Origin of the sequence: Streptomyces fradiae, from assembly GCF_041270065.1 — a bacterium.
Classification (GTDB): Bacteria; Actinomycetota; Actinomycetes; order Streptomycetales; family Streptomycetaceae; genus Streptomyces.
Genome location: NZ_CP065958.1, coordinates 2658140 through 2677665, shown reverse-complemented (window position 1 = coordinate 2677665; position 19526 = coordinate 2658140). Strand labels below are relative to the sequence as shown.

14 protein-coding genes are annotated in these 19526 nt (G+C 75.4%); 4 read left to right on the top strand and 10 right to left on the bottom strand.

The genetic code is table 11. The annotated features are described in order from the left end of the window. Positions 1-3 precede the first annotated feature (3 nt). Genes JAO84_RS12025 through JAO84_RS12015 form a run of 3 tightly spaced genes read left to right on the top strand, consistent with a single transcriptional unit; the run spans position 4 to position 1501 of the window. Complete coding sequence (locus JAO84_RS12025) at positions 4-429, top strand: thioesterase family protein (protein WP_365756856.1); 426 nt, start codon at positions 4-6, stop codon at positions 427-429. After that, entirely contained in the window at positions 426-1100 is a 675-nt protein-coding gene (locus JAO84_RS12020; RefSeq protein WP_370412859.1) for a hypothetical protein, read from the top strand. The genes JAO84_RS12025 and JAO84_RS12020 overlap by 4 nt, the downstream gene beginning before the upstream one ends. Next, positions 1097-1501 carry a GNAT family N-acetyltransferase gene (locus JAO84_RS12015; protein ID WP_370412858.1) on the top strand — a complete coding sequence of 135 codons (405 nt, stop codon included), beginning with the start codon at positions 1097-1099 and terminating at the stop codon, positions 1499-1501. Before JAO84_RS12020 ends, JAO84_RS12015 begins: the two co-directional genes overlap by 4 nt. Before the next feature lie 17 nt (positions 1502-1518). On the opposite strand, the gene JAO84_RS12010 is transcribed toward JAO84_RS12015, so the two are convergent. From JAO84_RS12010 to JAO84_RS11995, 4 genes are all read right to left on the bottom strand, one after another. Continuing rightward, positions 1519-2496 (bottom strand): ABC transporter ATP-binding protein, encoded by a 978-nt coding sequence (locus tag JAO84_RS12010; RefSeq protein ID WP_370412857.1) that lies wholly within the window; start codon positions 2494-2496, stop codon positions 1519-1521. Continuing rightward, positions 2493-5285, bottom strand: a complete 2793-nt coding sequence (locus tag JAO84_RS12005) for an FtsX-like permease family protein (RefSeq protein ID WP_370412856.1) — start codon at positions 5283-5285, stop codon at positions 2493-2495. Before JAO84_RS12005 ends, JAO84_RS12010 begins: the two co-directional genes overlap by 4 nt. Positions 5286-5406: 121 nt before the next feature. Continuing rightward, positions 5407-8727: an FtsX-like permease family protein gene (locus JAO84_RS12000; protein WP_370412855.1), complete on the bottom strand. Its 3321-nt coding sequence runs from the start codon at positions 8725-8727 to the stop codon at positions 5407-5409. A gap of 196 nt (positions 8728-8923) precedes the next feature. Beyond that, positions 8924-9328: a globin gene (locus JAO84_RS11995; RefSeq protein WP_265862492.1), complete on the bottom strand. Its 405-nt coding sequence runs from the start codon at positions 9326-9328 to the stop codon at positions 8924-8926. Positions 9329-9414: 86 nt separating this feature from the next. Between JAO84_RS11995 and JAO84_RS11990 the strand changes: the two genes are divergently transcribed. After that, entirely contained in the window at positions 9415-10392 is a 978-nt protein-coding gene (locus JAO84_RS11990) for a methyltransferase domain-containing protein (protein WP_370412854.1), read from the top strand. Between the two features lie 23 nt (positions 10393-10415). Here the strand turns inward: JAO84_RS11990 and JAO84_RS11985 are convergent, their stop codons facing one another. The 6 genes from JAO84_RS11985 to JAO84_RS11960 form a co-directional block, all read right to left on the bottom strand. Next, positions 10416-11756 carry an FHA domain-containing protein gene (locus tag JAO84_RS11985; protein ID WP_370412853.1) on the bottom strand — a complete coding sequence of 447 codons (1341 nt, stop codon included), beginning with the start codon at positions 11754-11756 and terminating at the stop codon, positions 10416-10418. 63 nt (positions 11757-11819) lie between these two features. Further along, on the bottom strand, positions 11820-13157 hold the full coding sequence (locus JAO84_RS11980; RefSeq protein WP_370412852.1) for a VWA domain-containing protein: 1338 nt from the start codon (positions 13155-13157) through the stop codon (positions 11820-11822). A gap of 42 nt (positions 13158-13199) precedes the next feature. Then, positions 13200-14570, bottom strand: a complete 1371-nt coding sequence (locus tag JAO84_RS11975) for a PP2C family serine/threonine-protein phosphatase (protein WP_370416731.1) — start codon at positions 14568-14570, stop codon at positions 13200-13202. Positions 14571-14572: 2 nt separating this feature from the next. Next, complete coding sequence (locus JAO84_RS11970; protein WP_370416730.1) at positions 14573-16987, bottom strand: tetratricopeptide repeat protein; 2415 nt, start codon at positions 16985-16987, stop codon at positions 14573-14575. A gap of 59 nt (positions 16988-17046) precedes the next feature. After that, a complete protein-coding gene (locus JAO84_RS11965) occupies positions 17047-18291 on the bottom strand; it encodes a hypothetical protein (protein WP_370412851.1) in 1245 nt (414 codons plus the stop codon). A gap of 90 nt (positions 18292-18381) precedes the next feature. After that, positions 18382-19518 carry a glutamate ABC transporter substrate-binding protein gene (locus JAO84_RS11960; RefSeq protein ID WP_370412850.1) on the bottom strand — a complete coding sequence of 379 codons (1137 nt, stop codon included), beginning with the start codon at positions 19516-19518 and terminating at the stop codon, positions 18382-18384. Between the last annotated feature and the right edge of the window lie 8 nt (positions 19519-19526).

Here is a 19526-nt window from a genome sequence, read left to right as displayed (position 1 = left end):
CTCATGGCCCGGCACATCTACTCCTGCCCCCTCCGCTGGTCGGACATGGACGCGTTCGGCCACGTCAACAACGTGGTCTTCCTCCGCTACCTGGAGGAGGCGCGGATCGACTTCATGTTCCGGCTGGCACCGGGGGACGGAAGTCCGTCGTTCTCCGGCGGGTCCGTCGTGGCCCGCCACGAGATCGACTACCTGCGACCCCTTGTGCACCGGCACGAGCCGGTCACCATCGAGTCCTGGGTGACGAAGATGGGCGCGGCCTCGCTGACGATCGCGTACGAGATCAAGGACCCCGACGTCACGTACGTGCGGGCGTCCACGGTCGTCGTGCCGTTCAACCTGGAGACGCAGCGTCCGCGCCGCATCTCCGACGAGGAGAAGTCCTTCCTCAAGGAGTACATGGACGACGGGATGACCTCGGCCCCGTGACTCCTCTCGCTCCGCTGCACTTCGACGACGCCAGGGAGGCGGCGGGCCTCGCCGCCTTCCTGCGCCGGCTGCTGCACTACGACCGGGCCGCCGCCGTCCGCCTCCAGGCCGGGGGCGGCGCGCTCGCCGTGTTCGGACGCCCGCCGTCGTTCGAGGTCATCGCGATCCGCACGGCCCGCCTGGTCGACTCCGTCGACCTGGACGTGACCGTGTCCGCCGGCGAGCTCCTGGAGGGCATCGAGGAGTCCGCGGGCAAGGCGGTCGTCCCCGACGCCGTCACCGGCCCCCCGTGGGCCGGGGTCCTGCCGCCGCGCGGCGGCTGGGAGCCGGTCGCCGGGCTGCCGGACGCAGCCGCGATGCGCGGCGCGGTCGGCGCGGCCGTGGCCGAGTTCCGCACCCGCGACGAGGAACTGCCCGAGGAGCGGCGCACCCGCGCCGAGCGCGACCGCATCGGCCGCGAGATCTGGTCCCGCACCCTCGCCGACACGGGCCTCCCGCTGCGCGCCGTGCACGCCGCCCAGTCCCTCGGCTTCCTGCCGGACCTCCCCGGTGCCCAGCTCCCGGTCGCCCTGTTCGCTGCCGGGCCCTGGCTGCGGCTGCGCACCCCGTACGGGTCGGTCGCGCTCCGTACCGTACAGACGTCCCTCACGGTCACGCCGGCCGCCCGGTGACGGAACCGGCGACCGATGTGGTGCTCGCCGTCGACGCCGAGCTGACCTCCGACGCGCTCGACACGCTTTTCCACGCCTCCTGGCCCGGCCACCGGGACACCGACTTCACCGCCGTGTTCGCCCGCCGGCTGCTGCATGTCACCGCGTGGCGGGACGGCCGGCTCGTCGGCTATGTGAACGTCGTCGGCGACGGCGGCGCGCACGCCTTCCTGCTCGACACCACCGTCCACCCCGGCGAGCGCCGCCGGGGTCTTGGCGTCGCGCTGGTACGCGAGGCGGCCGAGGCCGCGCGCGGGCGCGGCGCGCACTGGCTGCACGTCGACCACGAGCCGCACCTCGCCGCCTTCTACGAGCAGTGCGGTTTCAAGCCCACGGCCGCCGGGCTCCTGGCCCTGCGCTAGCGGACGATTGGGCGGATTCAGCCCTTGTCGTCCGGCCACACCCCGATGTGGTCCTGCTCCAGTTCGAGCGCCACCCGGTGCCGCATCTCCAGGGCCTCGGTGTACTCGGCGGGCAGCTGGAGCCGGCCCGCGCGGTCGAGCATCGCGTACTCCCGGGCCACCAGGGACTCCTGGCCCGTCTCGTCGACCTCGGTGCGGCGCAGCACCTCGGAGGAGGTGCGGCCGTCGCGGATGGCGACGGTGCGGCGCACCTCGGAGGCGACCGCCTGGTCGTGGGTGACGATCACGATGGTGGTGCCCAGCTCCTCGTTGGCGCGCCGGAACGCGGCGAAGACCTGCTCGCCGGTAGCCGAGTCCAGCTCGCCGGTGGGTTCGTCGGCGAGCAGCACCGAGGGGTTGTTGGCGAGGGCGACGGCGATGGCCACCCGCTGCTGCTGACCGCCGGACATCTGGTGCGGGCGCCGGTCGGCGTGCTCGGACATGCCGAGCATCGCGAGCAGCTCCTCGGCCCGCCGGGCCTTCTGGCGGGTGCCGCCCTTGCGCCCGTCCTTCAACTGCATGGGAAGGGCCACATTCTGAGCCGCCGTCAGATAGGGGAGGAGATTGCGGGCGGTCTGCTGCCAGACGAAGCCGACGACCTCGCGGCGGTAGCGCAGCCGGGCCTTGCCGTCCATGGCGAGCAGGTCGCAGCCCGCGACCTTGGCCGCGCCGGCGGTCGGCACGTCGAGCCCGGCCAGGATGTTCATCAGGGTCGACTTGCCGGAGCCGGAGGCGCCGACGAGCGCCATCAGCTCGCCCTCCGTCACCAGCAGGTCCAGGCCCTGGAGGGCCTGCACCTCCACCCCGTCGGTGGTGAAGATGCGCACCAGCCGGTCGCAGGCGATCAGCGCGTCGTGTCCGTACGAGGGCCGGTCCCGGCGCGCCGTCGCCCGCCGCTCCAGCTCCTCCAGGGTCGTCGTAGAGGTGCCACTGGTCCCCGAGGTTGTCGTGGTCATCGTGCGTCTCCTGCCCTGAGTTCCTTGATCGAGCCCCTGCGGGCCACCCACCACGCCTGCGTTCCGGCCACCGCGCCGGTGAGGAGCACCACCGCGACCGCCGGGACCGCGAGCGACCAGCCGTCCGCCCGCAGCGCGGTGCCCAGGGCCATCGCCTCGTCCGGCGCGGCGGCGAGCGCCAGCCGGATCAGGTCGATGCCCGGCGAGAGCAGCGCGATCGTCGCCCAGCCCACGAGGACGCCGCCCACGGCCGCGAGGACCGCCTGCGGCAGCGCTTCGAGCCCGAGCAGCTGCCGGCCCTGGCGGCGGGTGAGGCCCATGGTGCGCAGCCGGGCGAGCAGCGTGGTGCGCTCGGGCGCGGCCTGCAGCAGCGAGAGCAGCACGGCCAGGACGGCGTAGCCCGCGCCCGCGCCGATCGCCGCGCGGTAGATCCGCTCGGCGCCCGTCTGCATGGGCGAGTCGACGTACGCGGCCCGCCTCTCCGCGCGCAGCACCACCTGGAGGGTCTGGTTCACCCCGCTGACCGCGCTCCGCAGCGCCGGCCCGTCGAGGGCGCCGTCCTTGCCGCCGGTGACGAGCAGGGAGGTGGCCGCCCGGTTGGTGAGGTCCGCGCCGTTGACGACGAGGAACTCCTTGTCGGGCAGGCCGGGGGTGGCGGTGCGGACGGCGACCACCTTCACATGGAAGCGGCCGGCCGCCGCGGTGATCTCCATGGGCTTGTCGCCGAGGCGTTCGGCGACCCGCGGCGAGGCGATGGCCGGGATCACCCGGGCGTTGTCCCCGACGTGCCCGGGGCCGCCCGTGCCGGTGGCCTTGAGCAGCCCGGCGGGGAAGCCGCCGATGCCGGTACGGGCCGCGAGCCGGGTGTACGAGGCGGGCTCGACGCCGATCAGCGGGGCGCCCATGCCGTGGTCGGAGGTGCCGCGGTGCGAGGGCAGTTCGAGCCCGTACTCGACCTGCACGGGCGACACCTCCCGGACGCCGGGGACGCCCCGTACCTTCTCGGCGACGCCGGCGGGCAGCGGGGCCGAGGCCAGTTCGCCGACCACCCGGGCGTCGGCGCCGGTGGCCAGGTAGGCGGCCGTGTCGCGGACGTCGGACACCCCGGTGAGCACGGAGCCGCCGAACGCGGCCGTCGTCAGCGCGAGCAGCAGGGCGAGCAGCGGCAGCGCGCCCGAGGCGGACGAGCGGCCCGCCCGGGCGAGGGACAGGAAGCCGATCGCGCCGCGCAGCCTGCGGATGGGCCGGGCGGCCCAGCGCAGCGGCAGCGGATAGAGCCGCACGAGCGCGAACGCGGCGATCAGGGCGACGAGCACCGGCGCGGCGCTGACCAGGTAGTCGCCGGAGTCGCCGGTGCCGCGGCGGCGCAGCGCGGTGACGGCGGCCACGGCGAGGACGAGGAAGGTCAGTTCGGCGACGGTGCGGCGGGTGGAGGGCCGGGCGCCGATCAGGTCCTCGCGGCCGCCGTGCAGCTGGGGCCTGCGGTGCAGGAACACCGCGCGCACCGGCAGCACCAGGGAGGCGACCGCGGCGACGGCGGCGGCGCCCGCGCAGGCGGGCAGCAGCCGGGCCCCGGCGCCGCCCGCGAGCAGCACGGCGAGGAGCAGTCCGAGCGCGGCGGCGGGCACGGCGATCGCGGCGGTCTCGGCGAGCAGCCGGCCGCCGATGCCGGTCAGGGAGGCGCCGCGCGAGCGCAGCAGGGCGAGTTCGTGGTGCCGGCGGGCGGTGAAGAGGCTGCCGGTCATGGCGAGGACGACGAGGGCGACGGCGCCGATGCCGAAGGCGGCGACGGCGACGACCGAGGCGATGGCGGTGCGGGTGCCCGCGTACCCGGCGAGGATCTCGTCGAGGTCGGTGCCGAACGCCCCGCCGGCGCCGAGGACATCGCGCAGCTTCACCAGGGCCGGTCCGTCGCCCGCCGAGTCGAGGGCGGCGGTGAGCCGTTCGGTGTCGAGGGCGGTGAGGTGGCGGACGTCGGGCGCGAACCGCCAGTACTGCTCGGGCTCGCCGAGCGTGCCGACCGTCGCGGGCGCGCTCTCGGGCGATACGAGGAGGGTGCCCACCCAGTAGTAGCGGGGCTCGTCCTCCTTCGTGGCGTCCAGGAACGGGTCGTGAAGGACCGGCTCGGTCGCCCAGTAGGGGCCCTCGGTCCCGCGCGGCTCGACGATGCCGGTGACGGTGACCGGCTTCGGGTTGCCGTCGACGCCCGGGACGTGGACGACGGAGCCGACCCTGATGCCGATGGCCTTGGCGGTCTTGGTGCTGACCGCCGCCTCCATGCCGCCCGCGCTTCCGTCGGCCGTGCCCCGTGGCATACGGCCGGCCGTGAGCGTGGCATGCCCGGCCAGGTCGGACGGGGCGTCCAGGACGAACTGCGGGGCCACCCCGTCCGGCCGGGTCAGGAACGGATCGGGCGCCGTCAGCCGCTTGGTCGTCCGCACCCCGTACGCCGACCCGACGGGGTCCGCCCGCAACGGCGCCGGCAGCGCCGGGAGCAGCTCGTCCCGGATCGCCCTCAGCTTCTCCGGCGCGAACTCCGCCGCCCGCGCCTCCGGCGCCAGGCTGCTCGGCACGTCGGTGGTCAGCGTCAGCGCGCTGGTGCGCGGCTCGGCACTGCCGACGGCGTGCCACAGCCCCTCGGTCTCGTACGTGTCCACGGTCCGCGGCAGCGCGGCGGCGAGGAACGCCGTCACCAGCACGAGCAGCCCATACGCGAACGCCGCCCCCGGCGCCGTCCGCAGTCGGGTACGGACCCAGGGCGCCACGGAGCGGACGGGCTTGCGGGGCATGGCGTTCGCCTTTCCGCGGGCGGGGGAGGTGGAGGACGGTGGCTGCGGGGAGCGGGTGGCCGGCATCAGACGCCCCCTCGGGTGGCGGCCGGCAGCATCGCGGTCCCCGTGGTCGGTGTCGTCACTGGTCCCCCTGGGTGCGCAGGGTGGACGCCGGGTCCGTGCGGCGGAGGGCGATGGTGGCGACGATCGTCAGGGGGAGCGCGGCGACGGCGGCGAGGAGCAGGGCCACGTGGGGGAGGGGGAGTTGGACCAGAGGGGTGGGGACCGGGCGGTCGGCCTGGGCGGTGAGGACGATCAGGGGGACGACCGCGCGGGTGAGGACGGTGCCGAGGGCGACGCCGACGAGCAGGCCGATGCCGACGAGGAGGCCCTGTTCGGCGGCGAGCAGGCGGGCGAGTTGGCGGCGTGGGGCGCCGAGGGCGCGGAGCAGGCCGAACTCGCGGCTGCGTTCCCGCAGGGAGCCGGCCGAGGAGACGGCGAAGCCGACGGCGGCGAGGGCGGCGGCGGCCGCCGCGACCGCCATGAGGGCGGAGTTGGGGCCGGCGCCGAGCGGGTCGCCGAGGAGTTCGGCCGCGGCCTCGTCCCGTACGAGCACCAGGGAGGGGTCGGCGTCGCTGCCGGACCGGAGGGTCCTGGCGACCTCGGCGGCCTTGCCCGGGGCGGTGGTGAGCCACCACTCGGTGGGCGCCAGGGTCGCGCCCGGGGCGCCGGACAGGGCCTGGTTGGCGGTGTTCAGGTCGACCAGGATCGCGCCGCCGTCCTGCGGGACGGAGTCGGGGGAGGCCGCGGTGACGGCCCGGGCGCCGGGCCCGGTGGTGGGCAGTTCGCGGACCGTGCCGGCGATCGTCACCTTGAGGGTGGCGCCGCCGAAGGTGACGCCGACGGTGTCGCCCTCCTTCGCGCGGGTCGCCGCGAGGAAGGCGTCGGTGGCGAGCGCCGGGACCGTCGCCGGCCGGGCGCCGCGCGGGGCGGACAGGGACAGCGTGTAGCCGTCGGTGCCGGGACCGGCCTCGCCGGGCCCGACGGTGAAGGGCGCGGAGAGCAGCACGCCGGAGCCGGAGCCGGAACCGGAGCCGGAGCCGGCAGCCACCGGCTGGGCCGTGGTCTCGCCGTTGTCGCGCTCGGCCCGGTACTCGCCGGTCCATTCGGCAAGGGAGCCGCTCGTGCCGCTCGTGCCGATCGGCCGCTGGGCCTTGCCGGCGCCCATCGAGACCAGCCCCTCGACCGCGAGCCGGTGCGGGCCGCCGTCCGCCGCCTCGCCGCTGATCTCCAGGCCGGTCAGCACGAAGCCCCGGGCGTCCGCGAGTTCGGGCAGGGCCACCTGGAGCCGGTGGCTGCGCCCGTCGGCCGGGAGGGTGCCGAGCAGCCGGCGGTACGGGACGCCGTAGCCGTCCTCCAGGACGACGGTGACCCGGGCGGGCGGTGGGCCGCCGGGTGCGCCGGCGCGCAGCGTGAGCGCCAGGGCGCGGGTGTCCCCGGGCAGTTCGACGCCCGTACGGGGACCGGCCTTGGGCTGTACGGCGGCGAGCCGCTCGGCCGCCGAGCCGCCCGCGAGATCGGGGCGGAACAGCATGCCGTCGGCGGCCCGCCGGGTGTCCATGGCGAGCACGGTGGCGTTGCGGCCGGTGAGGTCGGTGCTGCCCCGGTGCACCGGCGCGGCCTGCCGTACGCCCGGCATGGCCGCGAGCCGCTCGGTCCTGGCGAGTTCGCCGGGGCCCGCGCTCAGCACCCGCAGGTCCGCGCCGGTGCGGAAGTCGGCCTGGTCGCGCTGCGAACGGTCCCAGGAGTCGCGCTGGCCGATCGCCAGCATTCCCATGGCGACGGCGAGTACGAGCAGCAGCACCGGGCCCGCGCCGCGCAGCGGCCGGCGGCTGAACTGCCAGCCGGCGAGCGCCGCCGGCAGACCCCGGCCGCCCGCGGCGCGCCGCTCGGCCAGCCGGGCCGCGGGCGGCAGCAGCCGCAGGGTGAGGACGGTGCCGGCGAGCAGCCCGAGCGCGGGCGCGGCGACCAGCAGCGGGTCGACGCCGAGGGTGCCGGTACGGTCCCCGGCGAGCGCGCCGCCGCCGGTCTGCCGGTCGAGCTGCCAGTACGCGATGCCCGCGACGAGCAGCAGCGCGAGGTCGGCGCCGGCCCGGACGGGTCCGGGCAGCGCGGCGGAACGGCCCTTGCGCAGCGAGATCCCGGCGCCGTCCCCGGTGGCGAGCGCGGGGGCGACGACGGCGGCGGCGCAGCACAGCGCGACCGCGGCGGCCACCAGCCAGACCGTGGGCGGGGGAGCGGCGCCGAGCCCGCCGCCGAGCGCGTCGAGCGTGGTCCGGTCGGCGACGAGCCGGGTCAGCGGGCCGGAGAGCAGCGGCGCGGCGATCGCGGCGGGCAGCGCGAGGAACAGCGCCTCGACGGCGGCGAGTCCGGCGATCCGGCGGCGCGAGGCGCCCCGCGCCCGCAGCAGGTCGGTCTCGCCGGAGCGTTCGGTGCTGAGCAGCCGGGCGACGAGCAGCAGCGCGTAGGCGGCGAGCAGCACCAGCTGCACGGCCACGATGGAGAGGGTGGAGCGGGCGACGAGCAGCGCCCGGTCGGTCTGCTCCAGGACGGTCGGCAGCGAGGTGGTGGCGCTGATGGTGGTGCCGAAGCCCGCGGTGTCGGCGAGCAGCGCCTTGGGGCCCTCGGTGGCGGCGGTCCGCAGACCGTCCATCCGGTCGGTGGTGAGACCGGTGTAGTCGGCCACGCCGAGCCAGGAGGTGTCGCCGGCGGTGAGCCGCCCGGAGCCGAGCAGGGCGGGATCGGTGAGCAGCGGGCCGTACGTGGTGAAGACCAGGGTCTTCACGCCGCGGCCGGCCGCCGGGTCGAGCTGCCAGTAGAGGTCGGCGGTGTCGACGGGCCGGTAGACGCCGGTGATCCGGGTCGTCACGGTGGCGCCGGTGAGCCGGTCGGTGAGCTTCAGGACGGCGCCCGGGGCCACCCCGAGCCGGCGCGCGGCCTCCTCGGGCACGGCGCTCTCGACCGCGTCGCGGGCCCCGCCGGCCTTCGGCCAGGTACCCCGCACCAGGCTGATCCGGGAGCGGTCGAGCGCCGCGAACTGGGTGAGGTCCGGCTCGCCGGAGCGCGCGGCGGGCGGCTGGAGCGAGCGGGGCAGGGCGTACGGCCCCGAGGTCTCCAGCTTCCGCACGGTGACCGGGAGCCCGGCGAAGGTCCGCTCGGCGCCCGCGCGGGCGGCCGCGTCGGCGCTCGCCCGCTTGGCGTCCGGGATCCGGCCGCTGACCACGAGGGCGGCGGCGGGGGCGGAGCGGCCGGTGAGGGTGCTCCGCAGCGCGGCGTCGCCGACGGAACCGGAGAACGCGGCCAGGGTGGCGAGGACGGAGGTGGTCAGGAGGACCGCGAGCAGGGCCGCGGCCAGGAGCAGCCGGTGCGCCCTGACGCGCAGCAGTACGAACCCCGTCACCCGGTTCCCCCCTGAAAACACCGTGATCGTTCACTATCGAACGTTCTTCGGATGCTTTCAGAGGGCATCGGATCCGGAAACCGCTTTCGCGCCCACCTTGACGCGATCGTGACCGTTATCCGGCGTCAGGTCACCGGAATGTGTTCGTCCGCGAGCAGGCGGTCAGTCCGCGGCCGGTGGGGCGCTCAGCCGCCGCTCAGTCAGCGGTGTTGATCATCGAGGCGGCGGCGTACGTCAGATAGCGCCACAGCTGCTCCTCGTGCTCCGGCGCCAGCTCCAGCTCGTCCACCGCGTCCCGCATGTGCCGCAGCCACGCGTCGTGCGCCGCCCGGTCGACGGTGAACGGCGCGTGCCGCATCCGCAGCCGCGGATGGCCGCGGCGGTCGCTGTAGGTGTTCGGACCGCCCCAGTACTGCATGAGGAACAGCGCGAGCCGCTCCTCGGCCGGGCCCAGGTCCTCCTCCGGGTACATCGGCTTCAGCAGAGGGTCCTCCGCGACGCCCTGGTAGAAGCGGTGGACCAGGCGACGGAAGGTCTCCTCGCCCCCCACCTGCTCGTAGAAGGTCTGCTCCTGAAGCGTGCCGCGCGGAATCTCGTTCACCGTTCCATCGTCTCAGACGCACCGGACGAGGACCGGAGGTCTAGGACCTGTGGCCGGATCCGGGCGGGGCGCAGGACAGTGGAGACATGGAGGAGGCACGGCGCGACCCGTTCGCGGAGGAGGGCGCGCGGGCCCGGCGGGCACTGGTGCGGGAGATCGAGGCGTACGGCGCCCTGCGCGAGCCCGTCTGGCGCGCGGCCTTCGCCGCCGTCCCGCGCCATCTCTTCGTGCCGTCCTACTACGTCGCCGGGCCCGCCGGCTACGAACGCCGCTGGTCCGGCGACCCCGACCCGGCCCGCCGGACCCGCTGGCTGCGCGGCGCCTACCGCGACCTCGCCCTCGCCACCCGGGTCCGGGACGGCGAACTGCTCTCCTCCGCCAGCCAGCCCTCCCTGATGGCGAAGATGCTCGAAGCCCTGGACGTACGCGACGGGCACGACGTCCTGGAGATCGGCGCCGGCACCGGCTACCACGCGGCGCTGCTCTGCCACCGCCTCGGCGACGCCCACGTCACCACCGTCGACCTCGACGAGGAGATCGCCGAGTCCGCCCGCGCCCACCTCGCCGCCGCCGGGTACCGACCGGCCGTGCTCACCCGCGACGGCGCCCGCGGCTGCCCCGAGCGCGCCCCGTACGACCGGATCGTGGCGACCTGCGCGGTGCCCTCCGTCCCGTACGCCTGGCTGGCCCAGTGCCGCCCCGACGCGCGGATCCTCACCCCGCTCTCCACCGGCCTGCTGGTGCTCGCGGTCCGCGACCGGGACCGCGCCGAGGGCCGCTTCCTGGCCGGCTCCGCGTACTTCGTCGCCCTGCGCGGTTCCGCCGCCCGCACCCCGCGCCCGCGCACCGCCGGAGTGCCCCGGCGGGTGTACGAGGACGAGGGCTTCCAGTTCCTGACCGGCCTGGCCGGCGACCGCCTCGACCTGCGCGAAGCGCTCTCGCTCTGGCAGCGCGAACGGCGGCCGGAGCGAGAGCGCTTCGGGGTGACGGTGAGCGGCGGCCGGCAGTGGGCCTGGCTGGACGACCCCGAAGGGCCGTATGCCTGGCCCCTGCCGGAGCTCTAGCCGTTCTTCAGGGCTTTCGGCTTTCAGCCGCGCCGTACGGTGATCGTCGTCCAGGCGCCGACGTGCACCCGGTCGCCCTCCTGGAGCTGCACCGGCACATAGGGCTGGATCGGGTCGGGCGAGCCGTTGATCGTCGTGCCGTTGGTGGAGTTCTGGTCCACCACCGCCCACGAACCGTCCGGCTGCGCCACCAGCACCGCGTGCTGGTGCGAGACGCCCGGGTCCTCCGGCGGCACCGACAGGTCGATGTCGGGCGACTCGCCGGTGGAGTGCCGGCGGCGGCCGATGCTGATCTGGTTGCCCTGCAGCGGGATGTGCTGCTCGGGGGAGTACGCGGGGAGGTTGAGCCCCCCGGCCTCCGGGCCGCTGCGCTGCATCATCGCCATGAAGTACTCGCGGTCCGGGCCGATCACCGCGGTCCAGCCGAGCTGCGGCTGCGGAACCTGCGGCTGAGGAGCCTGAGGCGCCTGCGGGGCCTGGGGCTGCGGGACCGGCGGCGGGCCCTGCTGGAACTGCGGCGGCGGACCGCCCATCGGACCGGGACCCATCGGCGCGGGGGCCGGGGCCGGGGGCTGCGGCATCGAGGGCGGCGACAGCATCCAGTCGTCGTCGGCCCGCGGCTGCGGCGGGGCGGGCTGCGGGGGCGCGGCCTGCGGCGGCGCGGCCGGGAAGCCATGCGGGGCCTGGGGCGCCTGCGGGGCCTGCGGCATCGGCGGGCGCGGCGGCGCCTGGTGGTGCGTCGGGTCGGCGCCCAGCGGCTCGGCCGGCCGGTTCACCTGCGAGGGCCGCGAGCCCTGGTAGTCGAACGGGTCCGGCTGCTGACCCTGCATCGGCTGGCCCGGAACGGGCTGCGGCGGCATGGGCTGAGGCGGCATCGGCGGGCCCTGCGGCGGCTGACCCTGCACCGGCGGGGACTGGAAGCCCGGCGGCAGGTTCAGACCGGGCGGCGGACCCTGCGGACCCGGGCCCTGCGGCGCGTGGGGCGCGCTCTGCGGGGCGAGCGGGGTGTAGGAGGTCGCCGTGTTGGTGAGGAAGTTCCAGCGGCACTCCTCGCAGAACGGCGCCATGTGCTCGCGCGGCGTCCGGCACTGCGGGCAGAGCTCCGCCTGGGCGGTGGCGTTCGGGTCGCCGCCCGGGCCGAAGCCGCCGGGCGCGGCGGGCGGCGGCGGGACCGGCCCGCCGGGAGCACCCGGACCACCAGGGCCGGGACCACCGGGGCCGGGATATCCGTACGCGGGAGGCGGCGGCGGGGGAGGCGGCGGTACGGCACCCGTCGGCGCACCCGCCCCGGCCGCCATGCGGTGGCCGCAGACCTCGCACCAGTCGTCGGAGACCGACTGGTGTCCGTTCGGGCAGGTCGGCATGTCGGTGCTTCCCCCTCTCCTCGTCCTCGCCCTGCCGGGCGGCGGCTTCCTCGCCCTGACGGGCTACTTCTTCACGCGAACGGTCTTGGTGGAGCGCGTCTCGAGAGTCATCTCGTCCGCTTCCGCGACCTTCGCCTTCAAACGCACAGTACCCGTCGCGGCGTCGACCACGTCCACCACCTTCGAAAGCAGTTTCGCGGTATCGGCGTTCCCGGAGGCCGCCGCGAGCTGCACCGCGCGCCCGAGTTTGGCCGTCGCGCCGTCGTGATCGCCCGATTTGCGGGCGTCCATGCCCTGCTGGATGGCGTCGGCCAGCTCGGCCTGCCCGGTGTAGTGCGCGACCTGCGCGTTGATCGCGGTGGACATCACCATGTCGTCGGTCCACACCGCCCGTACCAGTCCCTGGGACAGCGTCACCGGCGCGCCGCCCGCCGGGTCCGGGACGATCAGCGAGACCCGGGCCGCCAGCATCTCCTGGCCGACGGCGGCCTGGGGCACCCGTACCGACACGTGGTAGTCGCGGGACTCGTCGCCCCACGAACCGGTCGGGTAGTCCCCGGCGCGCGGGCCCGCCTCGGTGCGCCGCCCGGACAGGTCCTCGACCGTCGGCGCCACCTGCTTCACGAAGCCGATCTCCACCCCGACCGGGGTCCACAGGCGCAGGGCGACGTCGGCGACCTCCTTGCCCATGGCGCCTTCCATCATGGTGGTGAAGTCGGCGGCGAGTCCGGCCGGGTCGGCGACGATGTCGGCGGTGCCGAGCAGCGCCGAGGCGATGCCGCGCACCTCCTCGACCTCCCAGTCGGTGCCGACCCCGCGCGCGTCGCAGGTGAAGCGGCCCGCGCAGGCGTCGAGCGCGGCCCGCAGGTCCTCCGGCGACTCGTGCTCGTTGCGCCCGTCGGTCAGCAGGATGCCGTGCCGGATGGCGGCGTCGGCGGAGGAGAGCAGCCGGTCGGCGAGGCGCAGCCAGGTGCCGATGGCGGTGCCGCCGCTCGCGCTCAGGGCGCGCAGCGCGTCCTTGGCCTCGGCGCGGGTCCGGGCGTCGGCGACGGCGAGCCGCCCGCCGCCCGGGTACACCTCGCGCGCGATGTGGGTGCCGGCGACGACGGCGAAGGAGGTGCCGTCGCGCAGGGTGTCGATGGCGGCGGCGGTCGCCTCGCGGGCGCCGCGCATCTTGGTCGCCGGGTAGTCCATCGAGCCCGAGCAGTCGAGCATCAGGACGACGGCCGCGGACCCGGCCCCGCCCCCGCCGGCCGCCGGCAGGGCGCCGTGCGCGGTGCCGCCGCCGGTCGCGGTCACGGTGACGATCGCGTTGACGTCCCGGCCGCCCTCCGGCAGGAACTCGTTCTGGTACACGTCCACCGAGAACTGCGGCCCGGTGGGTTTGGAGAAGTTGGCCATGGTGATTCGGCTCCTCGGCTCACGAGAAGAGAAGAAGGAAGGTCACGTACGAGTCGGCTGCGGAGCGGACGGCGCCGGGAGCGCGAACGGCAGCAGCGCGACCGTGATGTTGTCGTGGCCGCCCCCGTCCAGGGCGTGGCCGACGAGCACCTGTGCCGCGTGCAGCGGGCGTTCGGCGGCGTCCGGCGGCATGATCCGGGCCATGTCCTCGGCGCCCTCGGCGTAGTTCCACAGGCCGTCCGTGCAGACCACGACCACGCCCGGCCGGTCCGGCTTGAACGCGGCGGTGTGCGGCTCCAGTTCGTAGCTGTCGGCGCCGAGCCAGCCGGTGATCGCGTGGGCGCGCTCGTCGGCGTACGCCTGCGCCTCGTTCATCAGACCCGCGGCCACCATCTGCGCGGCCCACGAGTCGTCCTCGGTGAGCCGGGCGGGCGGTGTGCCGCGGTCGTCGGGCACCCAGTAGGCCCGGCTGTCGCCGACCCAGCCGACGGTCAGCAGTCCGTCGGCGACGATCGCGCTGACGATGGTGCAGGCCGGGGCGTTCTGGTGCTCCCGCTCGCCGGCCGCCGGACGCTCGGCGAGCGCGGTGACCGCGTCGGCGGCGGCCACGATCGCCTCCTGCATGGCCTGCTGCGGGTGCGTGCCCTGCGGCAGCGCCGCGAGCAGCGTGGTGCGGGCGGCGGTGGCCGCCGCGGCGGAGGCCTCGTCGGGGCGGGTCGCCGAGGACACGCCGTCGCAGACCACGGCGAGCGCGGCCGGCAGCCCGCCGGGCAGCGCCGCCGAGGCCACCGCGAAGGAGTCCTCGTTGCGGTGGTGCCGCAGCCCCCGGTCACTGACGGCGGCCACCGCCGCCAGCTCCTCCTCCATGTGATCGCGGTCGCGCGGCTGCGCGTGCCCGCAGTGCTCGCAGTACCCGTCCCCGTCGACCCGTCCGGTCCGGCAGGCCACACACACCTTCCGGTCGTCGCCGGCCGCGGCCGCCGCCGCACCCGCCGCCCCTGCGGCAAGGGCCGCCCGCGGATCGGGCGCGGGCAGGGTGAAGTCCCCGTCCCCGTGCTCACCGGTCGCGCCGGTGGGGGCCGCGGCCGCGCCTGCCGGGTCGGCCACCGCCCCCTCGCCCGCCTCCGGCACCCCGTCCGTCCGCACCGGGATCGTCGGCAGGTCGCGGCCGCCCGAGTCGGTGCCGGGCAGCTCGCCGGGATGCTGGGTGGCCGTGGTCAGGGAGTTGGGGTCGCGGGGCGGGGCGTCCGGCCAGTCCACGGGCAGCGCGATCGGGACCGTCGGGCGGTCCGGGACCTCGGCCGCCGAGAGGTCGTAGCCGCACGCGCCGCAGAACTTGTCCCCGGACTCCAGGGGTTCGGCGCACTCGGGGCAGGTCCCCAGGGGGTGCGGGGGCTTCGGTTTCAGCGGCATACTCACACCCACGTCCTGGGGCGGAAGCGGTTGGCCCGCTCCACCAGTTCGATCCTCTCCTCGCCGCGCTGGGCGAGCCGGGCGAGCACCCGGTAGGAGCGTTCGAGGCCGAAGCGCAGTCCGCGCTCGTCCAGTGCGCTGCCGAGCAGCACCGTGCCGGCCGGGCCCGCGCCCGGGCTGCCCGAGAGCACCCAGTCCAGGGCCGTGCCGAGCACCTCCGTCGACAGCTGCTCGCGGCGCACCGCGTCCAGGCCGAAGCCCTGCAGCGCCGAGACCTGCGCGGCGGCGGCCGTCAGGTCCGCGCCCAGCGGCTCGTTCGCGGGCCGCCGGCGCAGCCGGGCCCGTACCGCCGCGACCCGGGCCGCCGTGTAGTGGATCGACGACTCCGGCACCGACTCCAGGGTGCGCACCGCGCCGGGCCGGTCGCCGGCCGCGAGCTGCACCCGGGCCAGGCCGAAGGCGGCGCTGACATAGCTGGGGTCGGTCGCCCACACGAGCCGGTAGTACTCGGCGGCGTTGTCCAGCTGGCCGAGCAGCTCCGCGCACACGCCGAGCGCCAGCTTGGGCGTCGGCTCGCCGGGGAAGGCGTCGTAGATCGCGTCGAAGGACAGCGCCGCGCTCTCCCGGTCGCCCGCGATCAGCGCGGTCACGCCCCGGTACCAGACCACCCGCCAGTCGTCGGCGTGCCCGTCCTCCAGGTTGTCCAGGCTGCGCCCGGCGGCCACCAGGTTGCCCATCTCCAGGCGCGCCCGCAGCTCGCGCAGCCGCAGTTCGAGCGAGGCCACCGGCGCCGCGTGCAGCGCGGTGATCAGCTCGGCGGGCGCGGCGGCGAGCAGACCCGCGAGGAAACCGGCGTTGGGATCGGCCGCGTCGACCCGCGGCACCGGCAGCGCGAGCGCCGTCGCCGGCACGTCGAAGAGGCGCAGGAAACTGCCCGCCCGGCCGGTCACGGCGGTCGGCAGCGAGCGCCGGGCCCGCCGGGTCTCGCGCGCGCCGAGCACCGACACGTCCTCGGTCAGCTCCTCGAACAGCTCGGTGTCGGTGACCCGCGTCTCGGCGCCGAACAGCGTCGAGAGCGCCGGCCGAGGCCGCCCCGACTGCAGCGCGACGACCTCCCGGAGGACACCGGTCAGCTGCTCCGCCATCTCCTGCGCGGAGCCGAACCGGCGCGCCGGATCGGGGTCGGTGGCGCGCACCAGGAAACGGTAGAAGGACTCGTAGGTGCGGAAGACCTCGATGCCGTCCGGCTCGGGCAGCGAGTCGGCGAAGACATTGGTGTAGCCCTGGAAGTCGAAGGTCAGCACCGCCAGGGTGCGGGCCACCGTGTACAGGTCGCTCGCCACCGACGGGCCGACCTCGGCGACCTCCGGCGCCTGGTAGCCGACCGTGCCGTAGATCGCCGACTCGTCGTCGTCCATCCGCCGGACCGCGCCCATGTCGATGAGCTTCAGCTGGTCCTCGGTCTGGATCGCGTTGTCGACCTTGAAGTCGCAGTACAGCAGGTTGCGGCTGTGCAGATGGCCGAGCGCCTCCAGGGCCTCGATGCCGTACGCGCAGGCCTGCTCGACCGGCAGCGGATCGCGCCGTCCGTCCGGGGTGCGCCGGTCGTTGGCGATCTCCTTGAGCGACTTGCCGCCCACGTACTCCATGACGATGTAGCCGTCCAGGGAGCCGGTGCGCTGGTCCAGGTGCTCGACGAAGTTGTAGATGCGGACGATGTTGGAGTGCTCGATCTCGGCGAGGAAGCGCCGCTCGGAGATCGCCGCGGCCATCGCGTCCTGGTCGCCGGTGTCGAGCAGGCCCTTGAGCACCACCCAGCGGTCCGAGACCGCCTTGTCGACGGCCAGATAGATCCAGCCGAGACCGCCGTGCGCGAGACAGCCCGCCACCTCGTACTGCCCGTGCACCACGTCGCCCGCGCGCAGCTTCGGCACGAAGGAGTACGGGTGCCCGCATTTGGTGCAGAAGCCCTCGGTGCGGCCCGCCCGGTCTCCGCGCGAACGGCCCACCGGCGCACCGCAGTCGGAGCGCGAGCAGAATCGCTTCCTCTCGGGAACCTCGGGGCTCTCCATCACCGCGGCCCGCGGGTCGGGACGCGGTACCTCCGGCACCGTGACCAGGCCCGCGCCCAGCCGGCCGCGCGCCGAGGCGCCGCTCGACGAGCCCGAGCTGCGCACCGACACCGAACGGCCCGTGTTCCGCCCGGACAGCGAGCGCGACAGCCGCCCCGACACCGAACGCCGGGACGCCGAGGAGCGCGCCGACCGCGAGGACGTACGGGCGGAGGGCGCGGAACGGCCCGAGTCGCCGCCCCGGCCGGCCACGGCCATCCCGGTCCTGGTCGCCTGCAGCATCCCGCCGGGCGCGACGACCGGGGCGAGACCGCACGTGTCGCAGTACAGCTCGCCGCCGCCCATGTCCTCGTACGAGCCCTCGCACGTCGGACGCTGACAGCTGCTCACTCCGGTTCCCCCGCTCACCACTCGTTCCTCTGATCCCTCGGCCCGGACAGTACGTCCGCCGCCGCCTGCTGGTAGCGCAGCACCGCCTGCTCGGCGACCCGCAGATCGCAGGGGGCGCTCCACAGCATCCGGCGGGCCGCGTCGTACCGCTCGACGAGCAGCGGGTCCTCCGCCGCGCCGAGCCGGGCCACCTTCGCCTTGTACGCGTCGAGCCGGCCGCGCAGTTCCGCGCGGACCGCGAGCGGCGCGGTCACCGCCGTCAACGACTCGCGGGCCCGGAGGAGTTCCTCTTCCGCCTCCTGCTCCAGGGCATCGAGCAGCGGCGAGAGCCGGTGCCAGCGGGCGTGCCTGCGGTGCTCGGCGGCCGCCGCCAGGCGTTCCTGGAGGGCCATCGGCGGCCCGCTGACCGCCGGCACCTCGGACGCGGCGATCTTCGCGAGCACCTCGCCGCGCGCCGCCCGCGCCTCGGCGAGCGTGCGGTCCGCCCGGGACAGCACGTCGCGCAGCCGCAGCAGCCGCTCCTCCGCGTCCTGCCGGACCTGCAGCACCGCCTCGATCTCGCGCCGGATGTCCTCCAGGGCGCGCGCCGCCGTGTCGTACCGCTCGGTGTCGGGCCGGCCGCCGCCGGGCGCGGAACTGCCCTGCGCGGGCCGCCAGAAGGCCAGCGGGTCCGACACCACCTGGATGCGCAGCGCGGTCAGCTCGGCGGTGATCGACTCCAGTTCGTCCCCGGCCGGGTGCTCCCCGGGCCGTACGCCCACCGAGTGCGCGAGCGACCGGGTCCGGCCCAGCTCGGCGGCGAGCAGGTCTATCCGCGCGGGCAGCGCCGACCAGACCGCGTCGGCGGTGACCACCACGTCGAGGGAGGACGCGTACAGCTCGTTCATCCGCGTGACGAGCCCGTCCAGGGTGAACCGCTCGGCCAGCGCGGCCTGTTCCAGGGCTGCTCCCGGTACGTGCACGCTCTCGCCGCGCAGCCGGTCGGTCAGCTCGACGAGCTCGTCCCGCCCGGGCCAGCGGCGCCTCGCCCGTACCTCACGGGTGTCGTGCAGGGCGGCCGTGTACGCGTCGAAGTACGCCCACAGCAGGGTGATCGACCGCTCGGCGGTCTGCCAGCGGTCCCGGGTCGTGCCGGTCAGCTCGGCGCCCTCGAGCAGTCTGCGGCCGGCGTGGTCCTGGAGGGCGAGGAGCGAGTCCTCGACCGCCTTGTGCTCCGCGCCGAGCCGCGCCAGCGCACGGTCCACCTCGTCCCGGTCCATCACCGGAGAACCGGGGGGTCCCGCGACGCCGCCCATCGATCACCTCTCGTCTCGTGCTGCCTGTCCTGGGGTTACGTGTGTGGGGGGGGCCTACCTGTACATGGGGGCCGGCGGCCCGGCGATCCCCGGCAGGTCCGCCTTCAGCCACTTGTCGTACGCCTGCTGCCAGGGGCCCTGCCGGTACTCGACGAGCACCTGGTTGACCCGGCGCACCAGGTCGTCGTTGTGCAGCTTCGCCGCCACTCCGTAGTACTCGGTGGTGAAGGGCCGGCCCTTGAGCTCGACGGCCGGGTCCTGCGCGGCCTGGCCGGCGGCCAGCGCGTTGTCCGTGACCACCGCGTCGACCTCGCCCAGCTGCAGCCGGGCCAGACAGTCCAGCTGGTTGGGCACGGTCAGCAGGTCCGGGTCGTCCTTGGTGCCGTCGCCGACGTCCTTGTAGACCGCGCCGAAGGACTTCTCCTGGAGCGCCTCGAAGGCCGTCGAGCCCTCCGCCGTGCACACCCGCTTGCCGCTCAGCGAGCTGTCGTAGCCGGTGATCGGCGAGGACTTCGGCGCGAGCACCTGCTGACCGGCCTGGAAGTAGGCCGTGGAGAAGGCGACCTGCTGGATGCGCTTGCAGTTGATCGTCATGGTCCGCACCACGAGGTCGACCTTGTCGCCCTCGAGGGCGGCGATCCGCTGGTTGGTCGGAATCGCGCGGAAGATGACCGCGTTCTCGTCGCCGAGGATCGACTTGGCGATGGCCTTCGCCAGGTCGATGTCGAAGCCCTCCAGCTCGCCGGGGGTCTCCTTGACCGAGCCGTCGGGCTGCCGGGTGACCGTCGGCGGCGTGCGGAAGCCCCACTTGTAGCTGTTCTGGTCGACGCCGACGATCAGCTTTCCGCGCTTCTTGATCCGGGTGACCGCCTCTCCGTCGGCGGTCGACGGCGTCAGCGAGGCCTCCGGGTTCTGACAGCTCTCCGCGCTCTCCGCCCGCACCTGCACGCCCTTGCCGACGCCCGGCCCGGGCCCGGGCGACGGCACGGCGCCGTCGGCGGCGGTACGCGGCAGCGCGAACAGGGCGAGCGCGGCGGTCAGCGAACACGCCACCCCCATCGCGGCCACCCCGCCCCACCCACGGAGCCGTGCCGGCCCGCGCCGCGCGGGCGCGCCGCCGCCCGTGGTGCCCGTGGTGCCCTGCGGGCCGGGGACCGTCCCGGTCGTACGCTCGACGCCGTCCGGCAGCATCCCGCCCC